This is a genomic window from Amycolatopsis sp. NPDC114478, assembly GCF_055633805.1.
The window spans coordinates 45,110-65,021 of sequence record NZ_JBVKDO010000032.1 but is presented as its reverse complement, the minus strand read 5'-3'; the positions used below and the strand labels follow the sequence as shown (position 1 = coordinate 65,021).

Genomic DNA, 19,912 nt, shown 5'->3' with positions numbered 1-19,912 from the left:
AGTGGGGCTGTCGGAGGCCCTCTCACCGGCATCGGGGCCGGTGAGGGGGCCTTCGCGGGGTTACCGGTCAGCGGAAACCGTGCCGGTGAGCGGGCCCCGGATTCCGTCACACCGCCGAAACTTCCGTCACCTACCTTCGTCCCATGGTGAACTCCGAAGCGGCCGGTTACGGCGACAAGCTCGTCGCGGTCGAGCCCGGCGGGGTCGAGCCCGTCGCCGACGCCGACCGGCACGGCACTCCCCGGCAGCTGGTCTGGACCTGGGCCTCGCCCAACCTCGAGTTCGCCACCGTCTTCGTCGGCGTCCTCGCGGTCACGGCTTTCGGGCTCTCCTTCACCCAGGCCGCGCTCGCCGCGGTCGTCGGGAACGGCCTCGGCGCCCTGGCCCACGGCGTCCTGAGCGCCCGCGGTCCGCGCTACGGCGTGCCGCAGATGGTGCTCGGGCGGGCCGCCTTCGGCTACCGCGGGAACGTGCTGCCCGCCGCGCTCATGTCGGTCATGGCCGGGGTCGGCTGGTTCGCGGTCAACAGCGTCAGCGGGGCCTTCGCGCTGGCCAGCCTCACCGGGCTCCCGACGCTCGCCTGCCTCGCGCTCGTCGTCGCGCTGCAGATCGTCGTCGCCTTCTTCGGGCACAACCTCGTGCAGGCGTACGAAAAGTACGTCTTCGCCGTCCTGGCCGTCGTGTTCGCCGCGGCGAGCGTGGTCGTCTTCGGCAAGGCCGGCGCCACCACCAACTCCGGCAGCGTGGGCGGGTTCCTGCTCGCCGTCGGGACGGCGTTCGGCTACACCGCCGGCTGGAACCCCTACGCCGCCGACTACACGCGCTACCTGCCGAAAACCGCGTCACCCCGCGCGATCGGCCTCTACGCCGGCAGTGGCCTGTTCCTTTCCACGACCGTCCTGATGCTCGCCGGCGCCGCCTCGACGACCATCGCCGGCCCGGCCGACGACAACCCCACGACGGCGTTCACCGGGCACCTGCCCGGTTTCCTCGCCGCCGCGACGCTTCTGGCGATCACGCTCGGCGCCGTCGCCGCGAACGTCCTCAACGTCTACTCGGGCGCGCTCGCCTTCCTCGCGCTCGGCGTCCGGCTGCCGCTGGCCTGGCGCCGCGCCGCCGTCGCGCTGGCGTTCGGCGCGGTCGGGTTCGTGCTGGCCTGGCTGGGGCTGGCCGACGCCGGGCACGCGTACGAGAACTTCCTGCTCGTGATCGCCTACTGGATCGGCCCGTGGCTCGGCGTGCTGCTGGCCGACCACCACCTGCGCCGCGGCACGGAGTTCGGCGACCTGCTCTTCGACAAGGACCACCGCAACGTCGCCGGGTTCACCGCGTTCCTCGTCGGGCTGGTGGTGTCCGTCGGGCTGTTCGCGAACCAGGCGCTCTACACCGCGCCGGTGCCGAAGGCGGTGCCCGGCACCGGCGACCTGACGTTCGCCGCCGGGTTCGTGCTCGCCGCCGGCACGTACCTCCTGCTGCGCCGTCAGCGCACCGGCGTGCCGTCGCGGCGGCAGCCGTAGGGGGAGCAGCGGTTCCAGTCCCCGGTGGGCGACGGCAGGGTGACCGTGATCGTCGGCGACGGCTTCAGCTCGATCGTCACCGTCGGGGTCGGAGGCGGCGTCGGCGTCGGCGTCTTGCGCGCGTGCATCACCACCGGGGACGGCGTCGTCGTCTGCGTCGGCACGGCGACCGCCGTCGACGTCGGGACGCCCGTGGCCGGCTGCAGCTGCGGGAACTGGGTGGTCCCCGGGACGGGCTCGGGCCGCGACACCAGGACGACCACCAGCCCGCCCAGCACCACCAGCACCGCCGCCGCCAGCGCGAGCCGGCCCGCCGCGCCGCGCGGCTCGTCGCCGGGGTCGCGCCGGGCGGCCGTCTCGGCCGATCGCGAGCCGGGCCGCCTCGGGCGCAGCCCGGCCTGCTGCAGCAGTTCGTCGACCGAAACCCGGTCCCGCCGCCTGCGCGCCCTGCGCGTCATGCACGACCTCCGCCCCATAGCTGATCGGGGTGGATATTAGGAAGCCGCGCCGGAATTGTAAACGCGCTGATCGCAGCGGTCTCGTTACCGTTCCGAGACATCCGGATCGCGTTCCCGGCCGTAGTCGTCAACGAGAGGCGAACCGCCGCAGGAGACCGGCCACGCGCCGGGTCACCGGGGTGAACTCCGGGAGCCTCAGCAACGCCAGCAAGCCGAACGGGACGGCCATCCCGAGCAAGGTCTGGACCGGCAGTTTCACCCACGCGCCCGCGATCTCGCCGAGGGAGCCGGGCACGGCGTAGCCGGCGAGCACCGCCGCCCCGACGCCGAGCGCGCTGACCGACAGCGTGATCAGCCCGACGCGCAGGGACCGCTTGCTGCGCAGGTGCCCGAGCCGGACCCACAGCCAGACCTGGCCGAGCACGGCCCCGACGACGAACCCGGCGCCGTTGACGAGCATCACGCCGTACACGATGTGCTCGCCGTCGAGCAGCCCGCGGCACAGCAGCAGCAACGGGATCTTGACCGCGGTCATCACGAGCATGATGAGCGTGGGCGTGCGGGCGTCCTTCATCGCGTAGAACACCCGCAGCTGTAACATGACCAGCGCGAAGGGCAGCAACCCGACGGCGGAGACGGCGAGCGTCTGGCCGAGCCGCTCGGCGTCGGCGAGGGTGCCGCGGCCCCAGGTGAAGATCGCGATGCCGACCGGCGTGCCGACGACGGCCAGCACGGCGGAGATCGGCACGAACAGCACCGTCGAGATGCGGGAGGCGAGCGAGAGGTCGCCGACGAGCGAGACCGTGTCGCCGTCGGCGGCGGCGCGGCTCATCCGCGGCATCAGCGCGGTGAGCAGCGAAACGCCGAGGATGCCGTACGGGAGCTGGAAGAGCAGGGACGCGTAGCTGTAGGCCGTGACGCCGCCGCTGGTCCCGTGGGTCAGCACGCGGGTGGTGACGACGAACCCGACGTGACTGACCACGACGTAGCCGAGGATCCACGCGGCCAGGCCGCCGAACTCCTTGATCCGCGGGTCGAAGCCCCAGCGCCAGCGGAACCGGAACCCGGTGCGCAGCAAGGCGGGGATCAGCACCGCGGCCTGCACGACGATGCCGAGCGTGGTGCCGAGGCCGAGGACCAGCAGCTTCGGGTCGCCCATCCGGACCGGGTCGAGCGTCAGCTCCCCCGGCACGACGGCGAACACGACGAGCGTGCCGGTGACGACGACGTTGTTCAGCACCGGCGCCCAGGCCGGCGGGCCGAAGACGTTCTGCGCGTTGAGGATCGCCGAGAGCAGCGCGAAGAGGCCGTAGAAGAGGATCTGCGGCAGCAGCAGGTACGCGAGCGCGGTGGTCAGCGGCGGGTTGGCGGTCGCGGACGATTTGTCGACGTAGAGCGCGGTGAACAGCGGCGCGATCGCCACCGCGACGGCCGTGCCGACGGTGAGCAGCACCAGCGCCATGGTGATCAGCCGCTGCGTGTAGGCGCGGCCGCCGTCCGGGTCGTCCTGGGAGCGGACCAGCAGCGGCACGACGACGCTGGCGAGGACGCCGCCGAAGAGCAGTTCGAAGACGATGTTGGGCAGAGTGTTCGCGACGGTGAAGGAGTCGTTGACGACCCCGGTGCCGACGACGGCGGCGAGCAGCAGCTTCGCGACGAACCCGGTGATCCGGCTGACGGTCGAAGCGACGGCCATCCGGCCGCTCGAGCGGGCGAGTGACGAACCGGCGCCCTCGCCGCGGCCGGCGGAGACGGGCGAAGCGGGCGGCCGCGCGACGATCTGGGTGGCGAACTCGTCGTAGGGCCGTCGCGAGACGTCGGGGTCGCGGGTCGGCCAGTGGGCGCCGCGCAGCTCGCTGGGGAGGAAGACCGTCGCCTCGTCGTCGACCGGTGGTGGGGGTTCCGCCATGGCCCAAGCCTGCCAGGTCGGACGGGTTTCCGGCGCCTTCCCACCCGGACTGGTATTCCTATACCGGGACCGTGCTACGGTAGCGGTATAACTATACCGACCTGGTGGGACGCGAGGTTTTCGTGATCGAACTGAAGACGCCTGCGGAAGTCGACCGCATGCACGTGACGGGACGCTTCGTCGCCGAGATCCTCACCGAGGTCGGCCGGCTCGCCGATGTGGGCGTCAACCTGATGGACCTGGAACACCACGCGCGCGGGATGATCAAGCGGCGCGGTGCCGAGTCGTGCTACTGGGACTACGCGCCGTCGTTCGGCAAGGGACCGTTCCGCAACGTGATCTGCCTGTCGGTCAACGACGCCGTCCTCCACGGCCTGCCGCACGACTACGTGCTGCGCGACGGCGACGTGCTCACCGCCGACCTCGCGGTCAGCATCGACGGTTGGGCGGCCGACTCGGCCCGCACGGTCATCGTCGGCACGGCCGCCGAGGAGGACCTGCGGATCGTCCGCGCCACCGAGGAAGCCCTGGAAGCGGCGATCGAGGCAGCCCGCCCGGGCAACCGGCTGGGTGACATCTCGGCGGCGATCGGGGCGGTGGCCCGCGAGTACGGCTACCCGGTCAACACCGAGTTCGGCGGGCACGGCATCGGCCGCACCATGCACGAGGACCTGCACGTTCCCAACAAGGGCGCGCCCGGGCGCGGGATGAAGCTCCGGCCGGGCCTGACGCTGGCGCTCGAACCCTGGTTCGCCCGCACGACCGACCGGATCGTCTACGACCCCGACGGCTGGACCATCCGGTCGGCCGACGGCTCCCGCACGGCCCACTCGGAGCACACGGTCGCCGTCACCGAAGGCACTGCCCGCGTGCTCACGCGACGGGAGGGCGAATCGAACGGATGAGCGAACAACGACGGTGCGTGACGCGTGAGCAGGTGCTCAGGCGGCGACGGTGATCTCCAGCGCGGCCCGGCCGGCTTCGGTCAGTTCGGCGGGGACCCGGCCGGTGGCGGCTTCGGCGGCGGGACGCAGGTAGCCACCGTGGGCGAGCGCGTGGGCCGTCATCTGATCGCAGCACGCGAATCCGTCGATGAAGAGGTCGGGCTCGCAGCTGCACGACATCTGCGCACGTCCAGCGGCCACCGCCTTCAGCATTGCCATCGCGCGGTGGGTGAGCTCGACTCCTGAACCGGACACCGGACTGCCTTCCTCTGCGTTCTTGCTACGTATAGTCATTCGCCCGTTGGGCCGATTGTGTTACTTACAACACTATGACGGTTCGGAGCAGGTTCGGGTTCCGGTGGGTCTCGGTTGGTGTCGGTGAACGGTTGAGGGGTCTCGGCGAGCGGTCGTCGCTCACTGGGGCGGACGGTCGGTGGGCTTTGGACTTGCTCACTGCAAAAAGCTGTCCTCGCCGGACGGGCAGGCTTTGGGTGACCACCCAGCTCTTTCCTCGGGCGCCCGAGCCGGCTCTCCGTCCAGCTCCGACCGGTGCAGCTCAGCCGAGCCTCAGCTCCAGCGTTCGCGCCCACTCCCTGATGATCTGCTTGCGGCGGCGGGCGTCGTCCGTGAGCAAGTTCGCCAGGCCCAGGCCGCGGCCCAGGTCGAGGGTGGCCTGGACCAGCTCGCGGACCCCCGGGCGGGACTCGTCCACGCCGAGGAGCTCCACCGCCACCCGGTGCGCTTCGCGTCCGACCCTGGCCTCCAGGGGCACCAGCACGTCACGCAGCGACTCGTCCGTCGCCGCCACCGCCCACAGCTGGAGGGCCGCGCGGAACAGCGGCCCGGTGTAGAGGTTCAGCACCATCTCGACCACGCGCTCGGTGCGGGACGGCCCGCTCGGCAGGTCGGCGGCCTGCGCGCGCAGCTCGTCGATCTGGGCTTCGCCGAGCAGGTCGACCGCCGCCACCACGAGGTCCTCGCGCGTCGGGAAGTGGTGCTGGGCCGCGCCGCGCGAGACGCCGGCGCGCTCGGCGATGGCGGCCACCGTGACGCCGTGCCAGCCGCGCTCGGCGAACCCGTCGAGTGCGGCCTCGATCAGCCGCCGGCGCGTCGTGCGACTGCGTTCCTGCTGGGGTTCGCGGACGCCGGTCAAGCCGGTTCGACCCAGAAGTCGAGCTGCAGGTCTTCCTCCGCGGTGTCGCCGACGCGGTACTTCGCGAAGTCGGTGACGCCCTCGGCCCGCAGCACCTCGTCGTCGAGGAAGAAGTTGCCGGTGACCTCCCGGCTCGGCTTGGTCAGGATCGCGTACGCGGCTTCGGCCATGATCTCCGGCGTCCGGCTCCGCGACGCCAGCTCCGCCCCGACGACGTTGCGGATCGCCGCCGTGTCGATCGTCGTGCGCGGCCACAGCGAGTTGACCGCGACGCCGTCCTGGCGGAGTTCCGCGGCGAGCCCGACGGTCACCAGGCTCATCGAGTACTTCGCGATGCTGTACGCGAGGTGCCCGGCGGTGAACCACTTCTCGTCGAGGCTGATCGGCGGCGAGAGCGTCAGGATGTGCGGGTTCATCCCCTGCCGGAGGTGCGGGATGGCCAGTTTGGACAGCAGGAACGTGCCGCGTGCGTTGATGTCCTGCATCAGGTCGTAGCGCTTCATGCTGACCTGCTCGGTCGGCGTCAGGTCGATCGCGCTGGCGTTGTTCACGACGATGTCGATGCCGCCGAACTGCTCGACGGTCTTCGCCACCGCGGCGGCGACACCGTCGTCGTCGCGGACGTCGCCGAGGATCGGCAGCGCGTGGCCGCCCGCCTTCTCGATCGCCTCGGCCGCGGTGTAGATCGTGCCCGGCAGCTTCGGGTGCGGCTCGGCGGTCTTGGCCAGCAGCGCGATGTTGGCCCCATCGGCGGCCGCCCGGAGCGCGATCGCCTCGCCGATGCCGCGGCTGCCGCCCGACATGATGATCGTCTTGCCGTCCAAAGTAGACATGGCGACTCTCCTAGTAGGACTTGGGCAGGCCGAGGCTGTGCTGGCCGACGAAGTTGAGCACCATCTCGCGGCTGACCGGCGCGATCCGGCCGAGCCGGACGGCGGTGACGAGCGTGCCGAGGCCGTATTCGGTCGCGAGGCCGTTGCCGCCGTGGGTCTGCACGGCCTGGTCGGTCGCGCGGATGGCGACCTCGGCGGCGGCGTACTTCGCCATGTTGGCCGACTCCCCCGCGCCGAAGTCGTCACCGGAGTCGTAGAGCGACGCCGCCTTCTGCGTCATCAGCTTCGCCAGTTCCAGCTCGACCTTGATCTCGGCCAGGGGGTGTGCGAGGCCCTGGTGCGCACCGATCGGCGTGCCCCAGACCTGGCGCTGGTTGGCGTAGGAGACGGCCTTGGAAAGGGCGTACCGGGCGATGCCGAGGGAGAACGACGCGCCCATGATGCGTTCCGGGTTGAGGCCCGCGAACAGCTGCGCGATGGCCGCGTCCTCCTCGCCGACGAGCGCCTCGGCCGGGAGCTTGACGTCGTCGAGGAACAGCGAGAACTGGTTCTCCGGCGCGACGATGTCCATCGGGATCTTCGTGTACTCGAAGCCCTCGGTGCCGGTCGGCAGGATGAACAGCGCGGGCTTGAGCCGGCCGGTCTTCGAGTCCTCCATGCGGCCGACGACGAGCACCGCGTCGGCCTCATCGACGCCGGAGATGTAGACCTTGCGTCCACTGAGGACCCAGCCGTCGCCGTCGCGCTTCGCGGTGGTGGTGATCTTGTGCGAGTTCGAGCCGGCGTCCGGCTCGGTGATCGCGAAGACCATCCGCTTGGTGCCGTCGGCGATGCCGGGCAGCCACTGCTTCTTCTGCTCGTCGGTGCCGAACCGCGAGATGACGGTGCCGCAGATGGCCGGCGAGACGACCATGAGCAGCAGCGGCGAGCCCGCGGCGGCGAGCTCTTCGAGCACCGCGGCGAGGTCGGCGATGCCCGCGCCCCCGCCGCCGTACTCCTCGGGGATGTTGACGCCGAGGTAGCCGAGGCGCCCGGCCTCGTCCCAGAGCTCGTGCGTCTTCTCGTCCGCGCGGGCCTTGCGGGCGTAGTACTCGTGCCCGTACTTGGCGCCCAGCTCGGCTACGGCCTTGCGAAGCGCGATCCGCTCCTCCGGCTCGATGAAGTTCATGGCGTTCATTCTGCTTCTCCCACCACCGCGAGGATCGTGCCCACTTCGACCTGCTGTCCCACTGTCACCGGCAGTTCCGCGACCACGCCGTCGGCGGGGGCGGCGATCCGGTGTTCCATCTTCATCGCCTCGAGCCACAGCAGCGGGTCACCGGCCTTGACCGGGTCCCCGGCCTGCACGGCGAGCCGGACGACCGTGCCGGGCATCGGCGCGACCAGCGACCCGGCGGCCAGGGCCGCGTCCGGGTCGGCGAACCGCGGCTCGGCCTTGAGCGCCACCGAGCCGAGTGCGGAGTCCACGTAGGACACCCCGTCGTGGCGGGCGACGTCGAACGCGCGTCGCACGCCGCCGACGTCCAGCACGACCCGACCGGGCTCGGCGCTGACCAGCTCGGCCTCGAAACCGTCGGCCTTCAAGCCATCCCGCGTCAGCGAGTAGACGACCTCGTATTCGCGATCGGCCACGGTGAACGCCTTGCGCTGCCCGGCCGAGCGGACGTTGCGCCAGCCGCTGGGCAGCCTGCTCTGCGTGGTCGCCGACGCGCGGTTGCCCGCCGCGTCCGCCAGGGCCGCCGCGAGGGCCGAGAGCCGCTCGGTGTCCACAGTGGCCAGCGGCGCGGCCAGGGTGTCGAGACCGTGGCGGTCGAAGAACGCCGTGTCGGTCTCCCCCGCCAGGAAAGCTTCGTGACGCAGGATGGTGACCAGCAGGTCGCGGTTGGTGACGACGCCGTGGATCTTCGTCGCCGCGAGGGCCTTCGCGAGTCGCCGGGCGGCTTCGGCGCGGGTCGGGGCCCAGGTGACCACCTTGGCGAGCATCGGGTCGTAGTGGACACCCACCACCGAGCCGCTCTCGAACCCGGAGTCGAGCCGCAGCCCGGCGCCTTCGGTGAACCGGCGGTCCACATCGGGCACTTCGAACGTGTGCAGCGTGCCGCTCTGGGGCTGCCACCCGGCCGCCGGGTCTTCGGCGTAGAGCCGGACTTCGATGGAGTGTCCGACGGTCGGCGGCGGGTCGGCGGGCAACCGTTCCCCATCTGCGATCCGCAGCTGCAGCGCGACCAGGTCGAGGCCGGTGACGTTCTCGGTGACCGGGTGCTCGACCTGCAGCCGGGTGTTCATCTCGAGGAAGTAGAACCGCCCGTCGGGCCCGGCGAGGAACTCGACCGTGCCCGCGCCGACGTAGTCGATCGCCTTGGCGGCCTTGCGCGCGGCGTCGAACAGCTCCTCGCGCATCGCGGCGTCGACGAACGGCGACGGCGCCTCTTCGACGACCTTCTGGTGGCGCCGCTGGATGGAGCACTCCCGCTCCCCCACCGCCCACACCGTGCCGTGCTTGTCGGCGAGCACCTGGACCTCGATGTGGCGGCCGGTTTCCAGGTACCGCTCGCAGAAGACCGTCGGGTCGCCGAACGCGGACCCGGCCTCCGCGCTGGCCCCTTCCACCGCTTCGGCCAGCTCGTCGAGGGAGCGGACCACGCGCATCCCGCGGCCACCACCACCGGCGGACGCCTTGACCAGCAACGGCAAGTCGTCGGAAGTCACCGTAGCCGGGTCCAGTTCGGACAGCACCGGGACACCGGCGGCGGCCATCAGCCGTTTGGACTCCACTTTGGAGCCCATCGTCTCGATGGCCTCCGGCGGCGGCCCGACCCAGGTCAGCCCGGCGTCGAGGACGGCCCGCGCGAACGCGGCGTTCTCGGACAGGAAGCCGTAGCCGGGGTGGACGGCGTCGGCGCCGGTGTCGGCCGCGGCCTTCACCAGCAGCTCGGCGCGCAGGTACGTCTCGGACGGCGCGTTGCCGGGCAGCCGGACGGCCGCGTCGGCTTCCAAGGCATGGGGTGCGGAGGCATCGGCGTCGGAGAACACCGCCACCGTGCCGATCCCGGCGTCACGGCAGCTGCGGAAGACGCGGCGGGCGATCTCGCCGCGGTTGGCGACCAGCAGGTTCTGGATCATCGCTCACTCACATCCGGAAGACGCCGAAGCCCTCGGCGCCCTTCACTGGTCCATTGTGGATCGCGGACAGGCTCACGCCCAGCACGGTGCGGGTGTCGCGCGGGTCGATGATGCCGTCGTCGTAGAGCATGCCGGAGAGGAACATCGGCATCGACTCGGCTTCGATCTGGCCTTCCACCATGGCGCGCATGGCCTTGTCGTGCTCTTCGTTGTACTCCTGGCCGCGGCTCTCGGCGGCCGCGCGGGCCACGATGGACAACACGCCGGCCAGCTGCGCCGGGCCCATCACCGCGGACTTCGCGCTCGGCCACGCGAACAGGAAGCGGGGATCGTAGGCGCGGCCGCACATCCCGTAGTGCCCGGCGCCGTAGGACGCTCCCATGAGGACGGACAGGTGCGGCACCTTCGAGTTCGACACGGCGTTGATCATCATCGCGCCGTGCTTGATGATGCCGCTCTGCTCGTACTCCTTGCCGACCATGTAGCCGGTGGTGTTGTGCAGGAACACCAGCGGCGTGTGGATCTGGTTGGCCAGCTGGATGAACTGCGCGGCCTTCTGCGACTCCTCGCCGAACAGCACGCCCTGGGCGTTGGCCAGCACGCCGACCGGGTAGCCGTGGATGCTCGCCCAGCCGGTCACCAGCGAAGAGCCGTACAGCGGCTTGAACTCGTCGAAGTCGGAGCCGTCGACGACCCGGGCGATCACCTCGCGCGGGTCGAAGGGCACCTTGAGGTCGGTCGGGACAATGCCGAGCAGGTCCTCGGTGTCGTACAGGGGCTCGGCGTAGTCCGGCTTCGGCGTCGGCCCCTGCTTGGTCCAGTTGAGCCGCTTGATGATGTTGCGGCCCAGCCGGATCGCGTCCTGCTCGTCGACGGCCAGGTAGTCGGCCAGGCCCGAGGTCCGCGCGTGCATCTCGGCGCCGCCGAGCGACTCGTCGTCGGACTCCTCGCCGGTCGCCATCTTGACCAGCGGCGGCCCGCCGAGGAACACCTTCGCGCGTTCCTTGACCATCACGACGTAGTCCGACATGCCCGGCAGGTACGCGCCACCGGCGGTGGAGTTGCCGAAGACCAGCGCGACCGTCGGGCAGCCCGCGGCCGAGGCCCGCGTGATGTCGCGGAAGATCCGGCCGCCGGGGATGAAGATCTCCTTCTGCGTCGGCAGGTCGGCGCCGCCGGACTCGACGAGGTTGATCGACGGCAGCCGGTTCTGCGCGGCGATGTCCGCGGCCCGGAAGCTCTTCTTGGTGGTCCACGGGTTGCTCGCGCCGCCCTTGACCGTCGGGTCGCTGGCCGAGATCAGGCACTCGACGCCTTCGACGACGCCGATGCCGGTGACCAGGCTCGCGCCGACCCGGTAGTCGGTGCCCCACGCGGCCAGCGGCGACAGCTCCAGGAACGGCGAGTCCTGGTCGAGCAGCAGCTCGATCCGCTCGCGGGCGAGGAGCTTGCCGCGCTTGCGGTGGCGCTCGACGTACTTCTCGCCGCCGCCCGCGACGGCCTTGGCCTGCTCGGCGTCGATTTCGGCGAGCTTCTCCAGCATCGCCTCGCGGTTCGCGCCGAACTCGGCGGCCCGCGTGTCCACTGTGGACCTCAAGGTAGTCACGAGGTGTATCCCAATCGCTTCGCGGCCAGGCCGGTGAGGATCTCGGTGGTGCCGCCGCCGATGCCGAGGATCCGGACGTCGCGGTAGTGGCGCTCCACTTCGGACTCGCGCATGTAGCCGAGGCCGCCGTGCAGCTGGACGGCCTCGTTGACCACCCATTCGGCGGCCTCGACGGCGGTGTTCTTGGCGAAACAGGCTTCGGCGATGACCTCTTCGCCCGAGACGTGCCGGATCGCGGCCTGCCGGGTGTAGGTCCGCGCGACGTCGACCTTGCGCGCCATCTCGGTGAGCTTGTGCTGCACGACCTGCCGCGAGATGAGCGGCCGGCCGAACGTCTCGCGCAGCCGGCACCAGTCGAGCGTCAGGTCGAGGGCGCGCTGCGCGTGGGCGTACGCCTGCACGGCCAGGGAAAGCCGTTCGGTGACGAACTGGGTGGCCACCTGCGCGAACCCGCTGTTCTCGGCCCCGATCAGGTGCTCCACCGGCACGCGGACGTCCACGTAGGACAGTTCGGCGGTGTCGGAGCAGAGCCAGCCCATCTTCTCGAGCTTGCGGGACACGGTGAACCCGGGCGTCCCGCGCTCGACGACGATCAGCGAAAGCCCGTGCGCGCCGTCGCCGCCGGTGCGCACGACCGTGGTGACGAAGTCCGCGCGGCAGCCGGAGGTGATGAACGTCTTGGCGCCGTTGACGACGTACTCGTCGCCCTCGCGGACGGCGGTGGTCCGGATCCCGGCGACATCCGAGCCGCCGTCGGGTTCGGTGACGGCCAGCGAACCGATCTTGTCCCCGGCCAGCGTCGGGCGCACCCAGCGTTCGATCTGGACCGGGTCGTTCGCTTCGGCGATGTGCGGGACGGCGATGCCGCAGGTGAACAGCGACGCGAAGAGGCCACCGGAGCCGCCCGCGTAGTGCATCTCCTCGGCGACGACCAGGGCGTCGAGGTAGTTGCCGTCTCCCCCGCCGATCTCCTCGGGGAAGGCGACGCCGAGCAGGCCCAGCTCGCCGGCCTTGCGGTGCAGGTCGCGCGGCAGCTCGCCGGCGCGCTCCCAGTCGTCGAGGTGCGGCAGGACCTCCTGCTCGATGAACTTGCGCACGGTCTTGCGCAGCTCGGCCCGTTCGGGCGTCCGGAAGGGATCGGTCACAGGAGCACCTCGGGGACGTCGATTTCACGGGAGCGCAGCCACTCGCCGAAGGCCTTGGCCTGCGGGTCGAACCGCGCCTGCGACGCGACGCCCTCGCCGAGGATGCCCTCGACGACGAAGTTCATCGCCCACAGGTTGGGCAGCAGGTAGCGCGTCACCGGCAGGTCGGCGGTTTCGGGCAGCAGCAGCTTGAACTCGGCGACGGTCAGCCGGTGCACCAGCCACCGCCACGCCTCTTCCGACCGCACCCAGACGCCGAGGTTGGCGTTGCCGCCCTTGTCCCCGCTGCGGGCGCCGGCGATCGTGCCCAGGGGGACGCGGCGCACCGGGCCGTGGCCGAGCGGTTCGGGCAGCGCGGGCTCGTCCACATCGGACAGGTCCAGAGTGGACGACGAAGGCGCTATGTCGACACGCATGCCGTCGGGCAGCACGGCGACGTGCGGCACCTGCCCCGCGTCCACGTAGGCCGCGGTGTAGACGCCGTACGGCGACGCGTCGGAAGGGGGCGCGGTGACGTGGAAGCCCGGGTAGCTCGCCAGCGCCAGCTCGATGGCGGCCCCGGTGAACGCGCGCCCGGCGACCTTCGGGTCGGCGTCCTTGACGGCGACGTGCAGCAGCGCGCTGGCCGCCTGCTCGGTGTCGGCGTCCGCGTGGTCGGTCCGGGCGAGGGTCCACCGGACGTCGGCGGGTGGCCGGTCCTTCATGGACGCTTCGAGCTGTTCGCGCACCAGCGCGGCTTTCGCCTCGATGTCGAGTCCGGTGAGGACGAACGTCGTCTCGTTGCGGAACCCGCCCAGGGTGTTCAGCGCGACCTTCAGCGTCGGCGGCGGGGCTTCGCCGCGGACGCCGGAGATGCGGACCCGATCGGGCCCGTCGTCCGACAAGGACAGCGTGTCGAACCGCGTGGTCACATCGGGCCCGGCGTAGCGCGCGCCGGTGATTTCGTACAGCAGCTGAGCCTTGACCGTGCCGGTGTTCACCACTCCCCCGGTGCCCGGGTGCTTGGTGATGACGCTGGAGCCGTCGGCCTCGATCTCGGCGATCGGGAAGCCCGGCACGCCCAGGGAGTGCTCGGTGAAGAAGGCGTAGTTGCCGCCGGTGGCCTGGGCGCCGCATTCGATGACGTGCCCGGCCGCGACCGCGCCGGCGAGGGCGTCGAAGTCGTCGCGGGCCCAGCCGTAGTGCGCGGCGGCCGGGCCGACGATCACCGAGGCATCGGTGACGCGGCCGGTGACGACGACGTCGGCGCCCGCGTTCAGGCATTCGACGATGCCCCAGGCGCCGAGGTAGGCGTTGGCGGTCAACGGTTTCCCGAGGTCCAGCTCGTCCGCGCGGGCCACGAGGTCGTCGCCTTCGACGTGCGCGATCTTGACGTCGAGCCCGAGCTTGGCCGCGAGTTCGCGGAGGGCGTCGGCGAGGCCGGCGGGGTTGAGCCCGCCCGCGTTGGCGACGATCTTGACACCCTTTTCCCTTGCCAGACCAAGGTTTTCCTCCATCTGGCGGAGGAACGTCTTGGCGTAGCCGCGGTTCGCGTCCTTCATCCGGTCGCGGCCGAGGATGAGCATGGTCAGCTCGGCGAGGTAGTCGCCGGTCAAGACGTCGAGGGGGCCGCCGGTCAGCATCTCGCGGACCGCGGAGAACCGGTCGCCGTAAAAACCGGACGCGTTGCCGATGCGGTAGGTCATGCGAACTGCCCCGGCTTCCGGCCTTCCCCGGGCGGGCCGGCGAAGGCCTGCGCGATGGTCAGCCACTCTTCGACGTCGGCGCCGTGCGCGACCAGATCGGTGTCGGCCGAGTGCCGCCGCTGCGTGACGACCAGGCAGAAGTCCAGCGCGCTGCCGGTCAGCTTCTGCTCGGCGTCCTCCGGGCCGAACGCCCAGGTGGAGCCGTCGGGCGCGGCCAGCTCGACGCGGAACTCCTCCGCCGGCGGCGCGAGCGACTGGGTCAGGTAGGCGAAGTCGCGGGTGCGCGTGCCGAAGCGGGCGATGTGCCACAGCCGCGCGGTCGGTTCGCGGGTCAGGCCGAGGGCGTCGAAGACGTCCTGGCCGTGCGCCCAGGTCTCCATCATCCGCGCGGTCGCCATCGAGGCGGCGCTCATCGGCGGGCCGTACCAGGGCAGTTTCTGCCCTTCCGGCACGGCGGCGAGCGCTTCGGCCAGTGCCGCGCGCCCCGAGCGCCAGTCTTCGAGGATCTCGCGCGGCGGCCGCTGCGCCCCGGCCGCGGCGCCGTCGTCGACGTAGGTTGCCCCCGCCTTGAGCAGCTCCTCGACCTCGGCCTGCCAGTCTTCCGGATGGGCCGCCGCGATCAGCGCTTTCCGGTCGGTCCAGGCCAGGTGGGCGATCTGGTGCGCGATCGTCCACCCCTCGGCCGGTGTTTCCCGCGCCCAGTCCGACGCCGGCAGGCCCGCCACCACGTCGTCGATCGTCCGTGTCTCCGCGTCGAGATCCCCGAGGATCACGCCGAGATCCGCCATCAGCCGCCTCCTTGCGTCCTGGCGCCCAGCGTCGCACCGGCCGGTGGAAAAATCAAGCACGCCTGATTGTTTCGCCCCGGACGCTGCGGACCCACTATTGACACCTTGCCAGTAGGGTCGGACTGCAATAGTTTCGTCGCATGGCCGACTACGCCGAGATCACCTACGCCGTCGCGGAGCGGATCGCCACGGTGACGCTGAACCGCCCCGAGGCGCGCAACGGCTACACGATCCGGATGGCCGACGAGCTCGGCGACGCGATGGATCGTGCGGACCGCGACGAAGACGTCCGCGTGGTCGTGCTGACCGGCGCGGGCAAGGACTTCTGCGTCGGCGCGGACCTCTCGCAGGGCGGCTTCGACTTCGACCCGTCGGCCGGCCCGGACGCGGCGTGGCAGGAGCCCGCCGGCCGGTGCTCGAAGCGGATCTTCGCGATGAACAAGCCGGTGATCGCGGCCCTGCACGGTGCCGCGGTCGGCGGCGGCGTCACGATCACGCTGTCGTGCGACTACCGGCTCGCGTCGGAGGACTCCCGGTTCGGGTTCGTGTTCACGCGCCGCGGGCTCTACCCCGAGGGCGCGTCGGCGTGGTTCCTCCCCCGGCTCGTCGGCATGGGCACGGCTCTCGACTGGATGATCAGCGGCCGGGTGTTCCCCGCGGCCGAGGCCCTCGCGAAAGGCTTGGTGCACCAGGTCTTCCCGACCGGGACCGTGCTCGACGAGGCGTACAAGCTGGCCCACGAGATCGTCGCGACGACGGCACCGGTGTCGGTCGCGGTGACCCGCCAGCTGCTCTACCGGATGGCGAGCGCCGAGTCGCCGTACCCGGTGCACGAACTCGACTCGAAGTTGATCGGCGGGCTCGGCGCGAGCCCGGACGCCGTCGAGGGCGTTATGTCGTTCCTGCAGAAGCGGCCGCCGGCGTTCGGCATGCGCGTCGACAAGGACCTGCCGCCGTACCTCCCCTGGTTGGACAAATGAGCCTCTACCCGCCACAGCCCTGGCACCTGACCGCCGACGCGCGCGTCTCGATCTGGCGGGTGCCGCCTTCTCAGCTGCCTCCCCTGCCGCCCGGCGCGTCGCCGCTGCTCGTCGCGGGCCAGGCGTCGGTGTTCACGGCGTGGATCGACTACACCCCGCCCGGGCAGATGGCCTACCACGAGCTGCTGGCCGCGGTCTCGATCAAGGCGCGTCGAGTTTCGTGCTCGATCACCGAGATCTGGGTCGACAGTGAGGCATCGCTGGCGGGCGGGCGGGAGCTGTGGGCAATCCCGAAGGACCTGGCCACCCTGAACTTCGTCGGCAACCGCACCTTCCAGGCCACGGCGGCGACGGCGGACGACTGGATCGCGACGGCGGCATTCACCCGACGGGCCGGCCTGCCCGTGCGCGTGCCGACGTCGTTCGAGGTGGTCCAGGAGCGCGACGGCCTGCTGCGCACCCCGGTGGGCGCGAAGATCCGCCCGCGCCCGGCCTCGGCGGACTGGAGCTTCAACCCGGACGGCCCGCTGGGCTACCTGGACGGCCGCCGCCCGGTGGCGAGCCTGGAACTCCCGGGCTCGCAGTTGCGTTTCGGCGCCTGAACCTACCTCCGCAAGCGCGTCCCCGCGGCGTGAACAGCACCTCTGGGTGATCACGTAACCCGCCAGGGTGAGAGCGCGACACGCCACCCCTTGGGTCCCGCGCGGGCGATCACCCCTACATGTAGTCTCTGGTGACCGGCAGCCCCCAGCGACGGGGAGACCGCTGCAGAGGGTGGCCGGGCAGCTTTGGAGAACCTGCAGCGCACGGCCTCATGACGTCGTGCGGCGATCGAACGCGCCCGAAAACTTGGAGACACGCATGTCAGTCGAAACCGGTCAGCGGCCCTCAGCCGCCGACACACCCACCGCGATCCGGGTCATCCGGCGGGACGGCAGCGTGTCGCCGTTCGACGCCGGGAAGATCTCGGTCGCGCTGACCAAGGCGTTCCTCGCGGTCGAGGGCGGCGACGCCGCCGCGTCCTCCCGCGTGCACCACGTCGTCGCCGAGCTGACCCAGCAGGTGGAGACCACCCTGCTGCGCCACGCCGGCCCCGAGACCGCCCTGCACATCGAGCAGATCCAGGACATCGTCGAGCTCGCCCTCATGCGCGGCGAGCACCACAAGGTCGCCCGCGCCTACGTCCTCTACCGCGAGGAGCGCAGCAAGGCCCGCGAGGCCATCAAGCCCGCCGCCACCGAGGTCGCCCTGAACGTCAAGGGCACCGACGGCGTGCTGCGCCCGCTCGACTGGGCCCGCGTGTCCCACGTCGTGGGCGAGGCCGTCGCCGGGCTCGACGACGTCGAAGCCGAGCCGGTGCTGGCCGAGGCCAAGCGCAACCTCTACGACGGCATCAGCGCCGACGAGCTGGCCCTGGCCCAGGTCCTGGCCGCCCGCGTGCTCGTCGAGCAGGAGCCGAACTACTCCTACGTCTCCGCCCGCCTGCTGCTGGACAAGCTGCGCGGCGAGGCGCTGAGCTACCTGGCGAAGAAGCCGCGCCTGGCCAGCCAGGACGAGATGGCGACCGAGTACCCCGCGTACTTCCGCGCCTACCTGCGCCGCGCGATCGAGCTGGAGCTGGTCGACGCCGAGCTGCAGCGCTTCGACCTCGACAAGATCACCGCCGCGATCCGCCCCGAGCGCGACCTCGACTTCGGGTTCCTCGGCCTGCAGACGCTCTACGACCGGTACTTCCAGCACCACGACGGCACCCGCTTCGAGCTGCCGCAGGCGTTCTTCATGCGCGTCGCCATGGGTCTCGCGATCCGGGAAGACGACCGCGAGGCCCGCGCCATCGAGTTCTACGAGCTGCTGTCGAGCTTCCACTTCATGGCGTCCACGCCGACGCTGTTCAACTCGGGCACCACGCGCCCGCAGCTGTCGTCCTGCTTCCTGACCACGGTGGACGACGACCTGGACTCGATCTTCCAGGCCTACAAGAACAACGCGCTGCTGGCCAAGTACTCGGGCGGCCTCGGCAACGACTGGACCCCGGTCCGCGGCCTCGGCGCGCACATCAAGGGCACCAACGGCCAGTCGCAGGGCGTCGTGCCGTTCCTCAAGATCGCCAACGACACCGCCGTCGCGGTCAACCAGGGCGGCAAGCGCAAGGGCGCGGCCTGCGCGTACCTCGAGACCTGGCACGTGGACATCGAGGAGTTCCTCGACCTGCGCAAGAACACCGGTGACGACCGCCGGCGCACCCACGACATGAACACCGCGAACTGGGTGCCCGACGAGTTCCTCCGCCGCGTCGAGGCCAACGCCGAGTGGACGCTGTTCTCGCCGAACGAGACGCCGGACCTGCACGACCTCTACGGCAACGAGTTCGCCGCCCGCTACCGCGAGTACGAGGCGATGGCCGACCGCGGCGAGATCAAGGTGTTCCGCCGGATCCGCGCGGTCGACCTGTGGCGCCGCATGCTGACCATGCTGTTCGAGACCGGCCACCCGTGGATCACGTTCAAGGACCCGTGCAACCTGCGCTCGCCGCAGCAGCACGTCGGCGTCGTGCACTCGTCCAACCTGTGCACCGAGATCACGCTGAACACGACCACCGACGAGGTCGCGGTCTGCAACCTCGGCTCGGTGAACCTGCTCAAGCACGTCACCCCGGCCGGCTTGGACACCGAGCGGCTCGAGAAGACCGTGCGCACGGCCGTCCGCATGCTGGACAACGTGATCGACATCAACTTCTACACGATCCCGGAGGCGCGCCGCTCCAACCTGCGCCACCGCCCGGTGGGCCTGGGCATCATGGGCTTCCAGGACGCGCTGTTCGAGATCGGCGTCCCGTTCGCCTCCGAAGAGGCCGTGAAGTTCGCCGACGTCTCCATGGAGCACCTGTCCTACTACGCGATCTCGGCGTCGACCGATCTCGCCGAGGAGCGCGGGCAGTACCAGTCGTTCGAGGGATCGCTGTGGAGCAAGGGCATCCTGCCGATCGACTCGCTGCAGCTGCTCATCGACGCCCGCCAGGGTGACGGCCTCGACGTCGACACCTCGTCCACTTTGGACTGGGCGCCGCTGCGCGAGCGCGTCAAGACCGTCGGCATGCGCAACTCCAACGTGATGGCGATCGCGCCGACCGCGACGATCTCCAACATCTCCGGGGTCGGGCAGTCGATCGAGCCGCTGTTCCAGAACCTGTTCGTCAAGTCGAACATGTCCGGCGACTTCACCGTCGTCAACCCGCACCTGGTCAAGAGCCTCAAGGAGCGCGGGCTCTGGGACGAGGTCATGGTCAGCGACCTCAAGTACTTCGACGGCAGCCTCGGCCAGATCGACCGCGTGCCGGCCGACCTGAAGGCGTTGTACGCGACGGCGTTCGAGATCGAGTCGAAGTGGATCGTCGACGCGGGTTCGGTGCGCCAGAAGTGGATCGACCAGGCGCAGTCGCTGAACCTGTACATCGCGGCGCCGAGCGGCCGCAAGCTCGACGAGCTGTACCGCTACGCGTGGCACAAGGGCCTCAAGACCACGTACTACCTGCGGGCGCAGTCCGCGACGCACGTGGAGAAGAGCACCCTGCGCGGCACCGACGGCAAGCTGAACGCCGTCTCGGCCACCCCGGTCCCGGCTCCCGCGGCGGCTGCCCCGGCGCCGACGCCCGCTCCGGCACCGGCGCCGACGCCCGCTCCGAAGCCCGCGCCGGACGTCGACTTCGTGGCCACCGAAGGCGCCGCCTGCCGCATCGACGACCCCGACTGCGAAGCCTGCCAGTAAGGAACC

At 70.8% G+C, this 19,912-nt stretch carries 16 protein-coding genes; 5 read left to right on the top strand and 11 right to left on the bottom strand.

All coding sequences use genetic code 11. From position 1 onward, the window contains the following. The first annotated feature begins 143 nt into the window (after positions 1-143). Complete coding sequence (locus tag ACZ7OH_RS47020) at positions 144-1,517, top strand: purine-cytosine permease family protein (RefSeq protein WP_470286874.1); 1,374 nt, start codon at positions 144-146, stop codon at positions 1,515-1,517. Here ACZ7OH_RS47020 and ACZ7OH_RS47015 read toward each other — a convergent pair. After that, entirely contained in the window at positions 1,481-1,975 is a 495-nt protein-coding gene (locus ACZ7OH_RS47015; RefSeq protein WP_470286873.1) for a hypothetical protein, read from the bottom strand. The two genes, ACZ7OH_RS47020 and ACZ7OH_RS47015, sit on opposite strands and share 37 nt — an antisense overlap. Before the next feature lie 127 nt (positions 1,976-2,102). Beyond that, entirely contained in the window at positions 2,103-3,884 is a 1,782-nt protein-coding gene (murJ, locus tag ACZ7OH_RS47010) for a murein biosynthesis integral membrane protein MurJ (protein ID WP_470286872.1), read from the bottom strand. 122 nt (positions 3,885-4,006) lie between these two features. Between murJ and map the strand changes: the two genes are divergently transcribed. Beyond that, positions 4,007-4,789, top strand: coding sequence for a type I methionyl aminopeptidase (map, locus tag ACZ7OH_RS47005; protein WP_470286909.1), 783 nt, complete (start codon positions 4,007-4,009; stop codon positions 4,787-4,789). A gap of 36 nt (positions 4,790-4,825) precedes the next feature. Here map and ACZ7OH_RS47000 read toward each other — a convergent pair whose 3' ends face one another. The 9 genes from ACZ7OH_RS47000 to ACZ7OH_RS46960 all read right to left on the bottom strand — a co-directional run bounded on the left by ACZ7OH_RS47000 (position 4,826) and on the right by ACZ7OH_RS46960 (position 15,161). Beyond that, positions 4,826-5,083, bottom strand: a complete 258-nt coding sequence (locus ACZ7OH_RS47000; protein WP_400890213.1) for a hypothetical protein — start codon at positions 5,081-5,083, stop codon at positions 4,826-4,828. A gap of 301 nt (positions 5,084-5,384) precedes the next feature. Then, entirely contained in the window at positions 5,385-5,981 is a 597-nt protein-coding gene (locus ACZ7OH_RS46995; protein ID WP_400890211.1) for a TetR/AcrR family transcriptional regulator, read from the bottom strand. Continuing rightward, positions 5,978-6,814, bottom strand: a complete 837-nt coding sequence (locus ACZ7OH_RS46990; protein WP_470286871.1) for an SDR family oxidoreductase — start codon at positions 6,812-6,814, stop codon at positions 5,978-5,980. The genes ACZ7OH_RS46995 and ACZ7OH_RS46990 overlap by 4 nt, the downstream gene beginning before the upstream one ends. Before the next feature lie 10 nt (positions 6,815-6,824). Continuing rightward, entirely contained in the window at positions 6,825-7,991 is a 1,167-nt protein-coding gene (locus ACZ7OH_RS46985) for an acyl-CoA dehydrogenase family protein (RefSeq protein WP_470286870.1), read from the bottom strand. Next, complete coding sequence (locus ACZ7OH_RS46980; RefSeq protein ID WP_470286869.1) at positions 7,988-9,937, bottom strand: acetyl/propionyl/methylcrotonyl-CoA carboxylase subunit alpha; 1,950 nt, start codon at positions 9,935-9,937, stop codon at positions 7,988-7,990. Before ACZ7OH_RS46980 ends, ACZ7OH_RS46985 begins: the two co-directional genes overlap by 4 nt. A 7-nt stretch (positions 9,938-9,944) precedes the next feature. Then, the gene (locus ACZ7OH_RS46975; protein ID WP_470286868.1) at positions 9,945-11,543 is read right to left on the bottom strand and encodes an acyl-CoA carboxylase subunit beta; all 1,599 of its coding nucleotides are present in this window, start codon (positions 11,541-11,543) and stop codon (positions 9,945-9,947) included. Continuing rightward, positions 11,540-12,688, bottom strand: coding sequence for an acyl-CoA dehydrogenase family protein (locus ACZ7OH_RS46970; RefSeq protein ID WP_470286867.1), 1,149 nt, complete (start codon positions 12,686-12,688; stop codon positions 11,540-11,542). Before ACZ7OH_RS46970 ends, ACZ7OH_RS46975 begins: the two co-directional genes overlap by 4 nt. Next, entirely contained in the window at positions 12,685-14,373 is a 1,689-nt protein-coding gene (locus ACZ7OH_RS46965) for an acyclic terpene utilization AtuA family protein (protein ID WP_470286866.1), read from the bottom strand. The genes ACZ7OH_RS46970 and ACZ7OH_RS46965 overlap by 4 nt, the downstream gene beginning before the upstream one ends. Beyond that, positions 14,370-15,161, bottom strand: coding sequence for a TIGR03084 family metal-binding protein (locus ACZ7OH_RS46960; RefSeq protein ID WP_470286865.1), 792 nt, complete (start codon positions 15,159-15,161; stop codon positions 14,370-14,372). Before ACZ7OH_RS46960 ends, ACZ7OH_RS46965 begins: the two co-directional genes overlap by 4 nt. A gap of 140 nt (positions 15,162-15,301) precedes the next feature. On the opposite strand from ACZ7OH_RS46960, the gene ACZ7OH_RS46955 reads away from it, so the two are divergent. The 3 genes from ACZ7OH_RS46955 to ACZ7OH_RS46945 all read left to right on the top strand — a co-directional run bounded on the left by ACZ7OH_RS46955 (position 15,302) and on the right by ACZ7OH_RS46945 (position 19,906). Beyond that, positions 15,302-16,141 carry an enoyl-CoA hydratase-related protein gene (locus tag ACZ7OH_RS46955; protein WP_470286864.1) on the top strand — a complete coding sequence of 280 codons (840 nt, stop codon included), beginning with the start codon at positions 15,302-15,304 and terminating at the stop codon, positions 16,139-16,141. Continuing rightward, on the top strand, positions 16,138-16,743 hold the full coding sequence (locus tag ACZ7OH_RS46950) for an acetoacetate decarboxylase family protein (RefSeq protein ID WP_470286863.1): 606 nt from the start codon (positions 16,138-16,140) through the stop codon (positions 16,741-16,743). The genes ACZ7OH_RS46955 and ACZ7OH_RS46950 overlap by 4 nt, the downstream gene beginning before the upstream one ends. 259 nt (positions 16,744-17,002) lie before the next feature. After that, positions 17,003-19,906 carry a ribonucleoside-diphosphate reductase subunit alpha gene (locus ACZ7OH_RS46945; protein WP_470286862.1) on the top strand — a complete coding sequence of 968 codons (2,904 nt, stop codon included), beginning with the start codon at positions 17,003-17,005 and terminating at the stop codon, positions 19,904-19,906. Positions 19,907-19,912: the final 6 nt, after the last annotated feature.

Excerpts from the sequence above, each read along its gene's own strand:
- ACZ7OH_RS46985 (WP_470286870.1), bottom strand. The coding sequence starts at position 7,991 with ATGAACGCCATGAACTTCATCGAGCCGGAGGAGCGGATCGCGCTTCGC.
- ACZ7OH_RS47020 (WP_470286874.1), top strand. The coding sequence starts at position 144 with ATGGTGAACTCCGAAGCGGCCGGTTACGGCGACAAGCTCGTCGCGGTC.
- ACZ7OH_RS46950 (WP_470286863.1), top strand. The coding sequence starts at position 16,138 with ATGAGCCTCTACCCGCCACAGCCCTGGCACCTGACCGCCGACGCGCGC.
- ACZ7OH_RS46960 (WP_470286865.1), bottom strand. The coding sequence starts at position 15,161 with ATGGCGGATCTCGGCGTGATCCTCGGGGATCTCGACGCGGAGACACGG.
- ACZ7OH_RS47015 (WP_470286873.1), bottom strand. The coding sequence starts at position 1,975 with ATGACGCGCAGGGCGCGCAGGCGGCGGGACCGGGTTTCGGTCGACGAA.
- ACZ7OH_RS46990 (WP_470286871.1), bottom strand. The coding sequence starts at position 6,814 with ATGTCTACTTTGGACGGCAAGACGATCATCATGTCGGGCGGCAGCCGC.
- ACZ7OH_RS46955 (WP_470286864.1), top strand. The coding sequence starts at position 15,302 with ATGGCCGACTACGCCGAGATCACCTACGCCGTCGCGGAGCGGATCGCC.
- ACZ7OH_RS46965 (WP_470286866.1), bottom strand. The coding sequence starts at position 14,373 with ATGACCTACCGCATCGGCAACGCGTCCGGTTTTTACGGCGACCGGTTC.
- murJ (WP_470286872.1), bottom strand. The coding sequence starts at position 3,884 with ATGGCGGAACCCCCACCACCGGTCGACGACGAGGCGACGGTCTTCCTC.
- ACZ7OH_RS46945 (WP_470286862.1), top strand. The coding sequence starts at position 17,003 with ATGTCAGTCGAAACCGGTCAGCGGCCCTCAGCCGCCGACACACCCACC.
- ACZ7OH_RS46980 (WP_470286869.1), bottom strand. The coding sequence starts at position 9,937 with ATGATCCAGAACCTGCTGGTCGCCAACCGCGGCGAGATCGCCCGCCGC.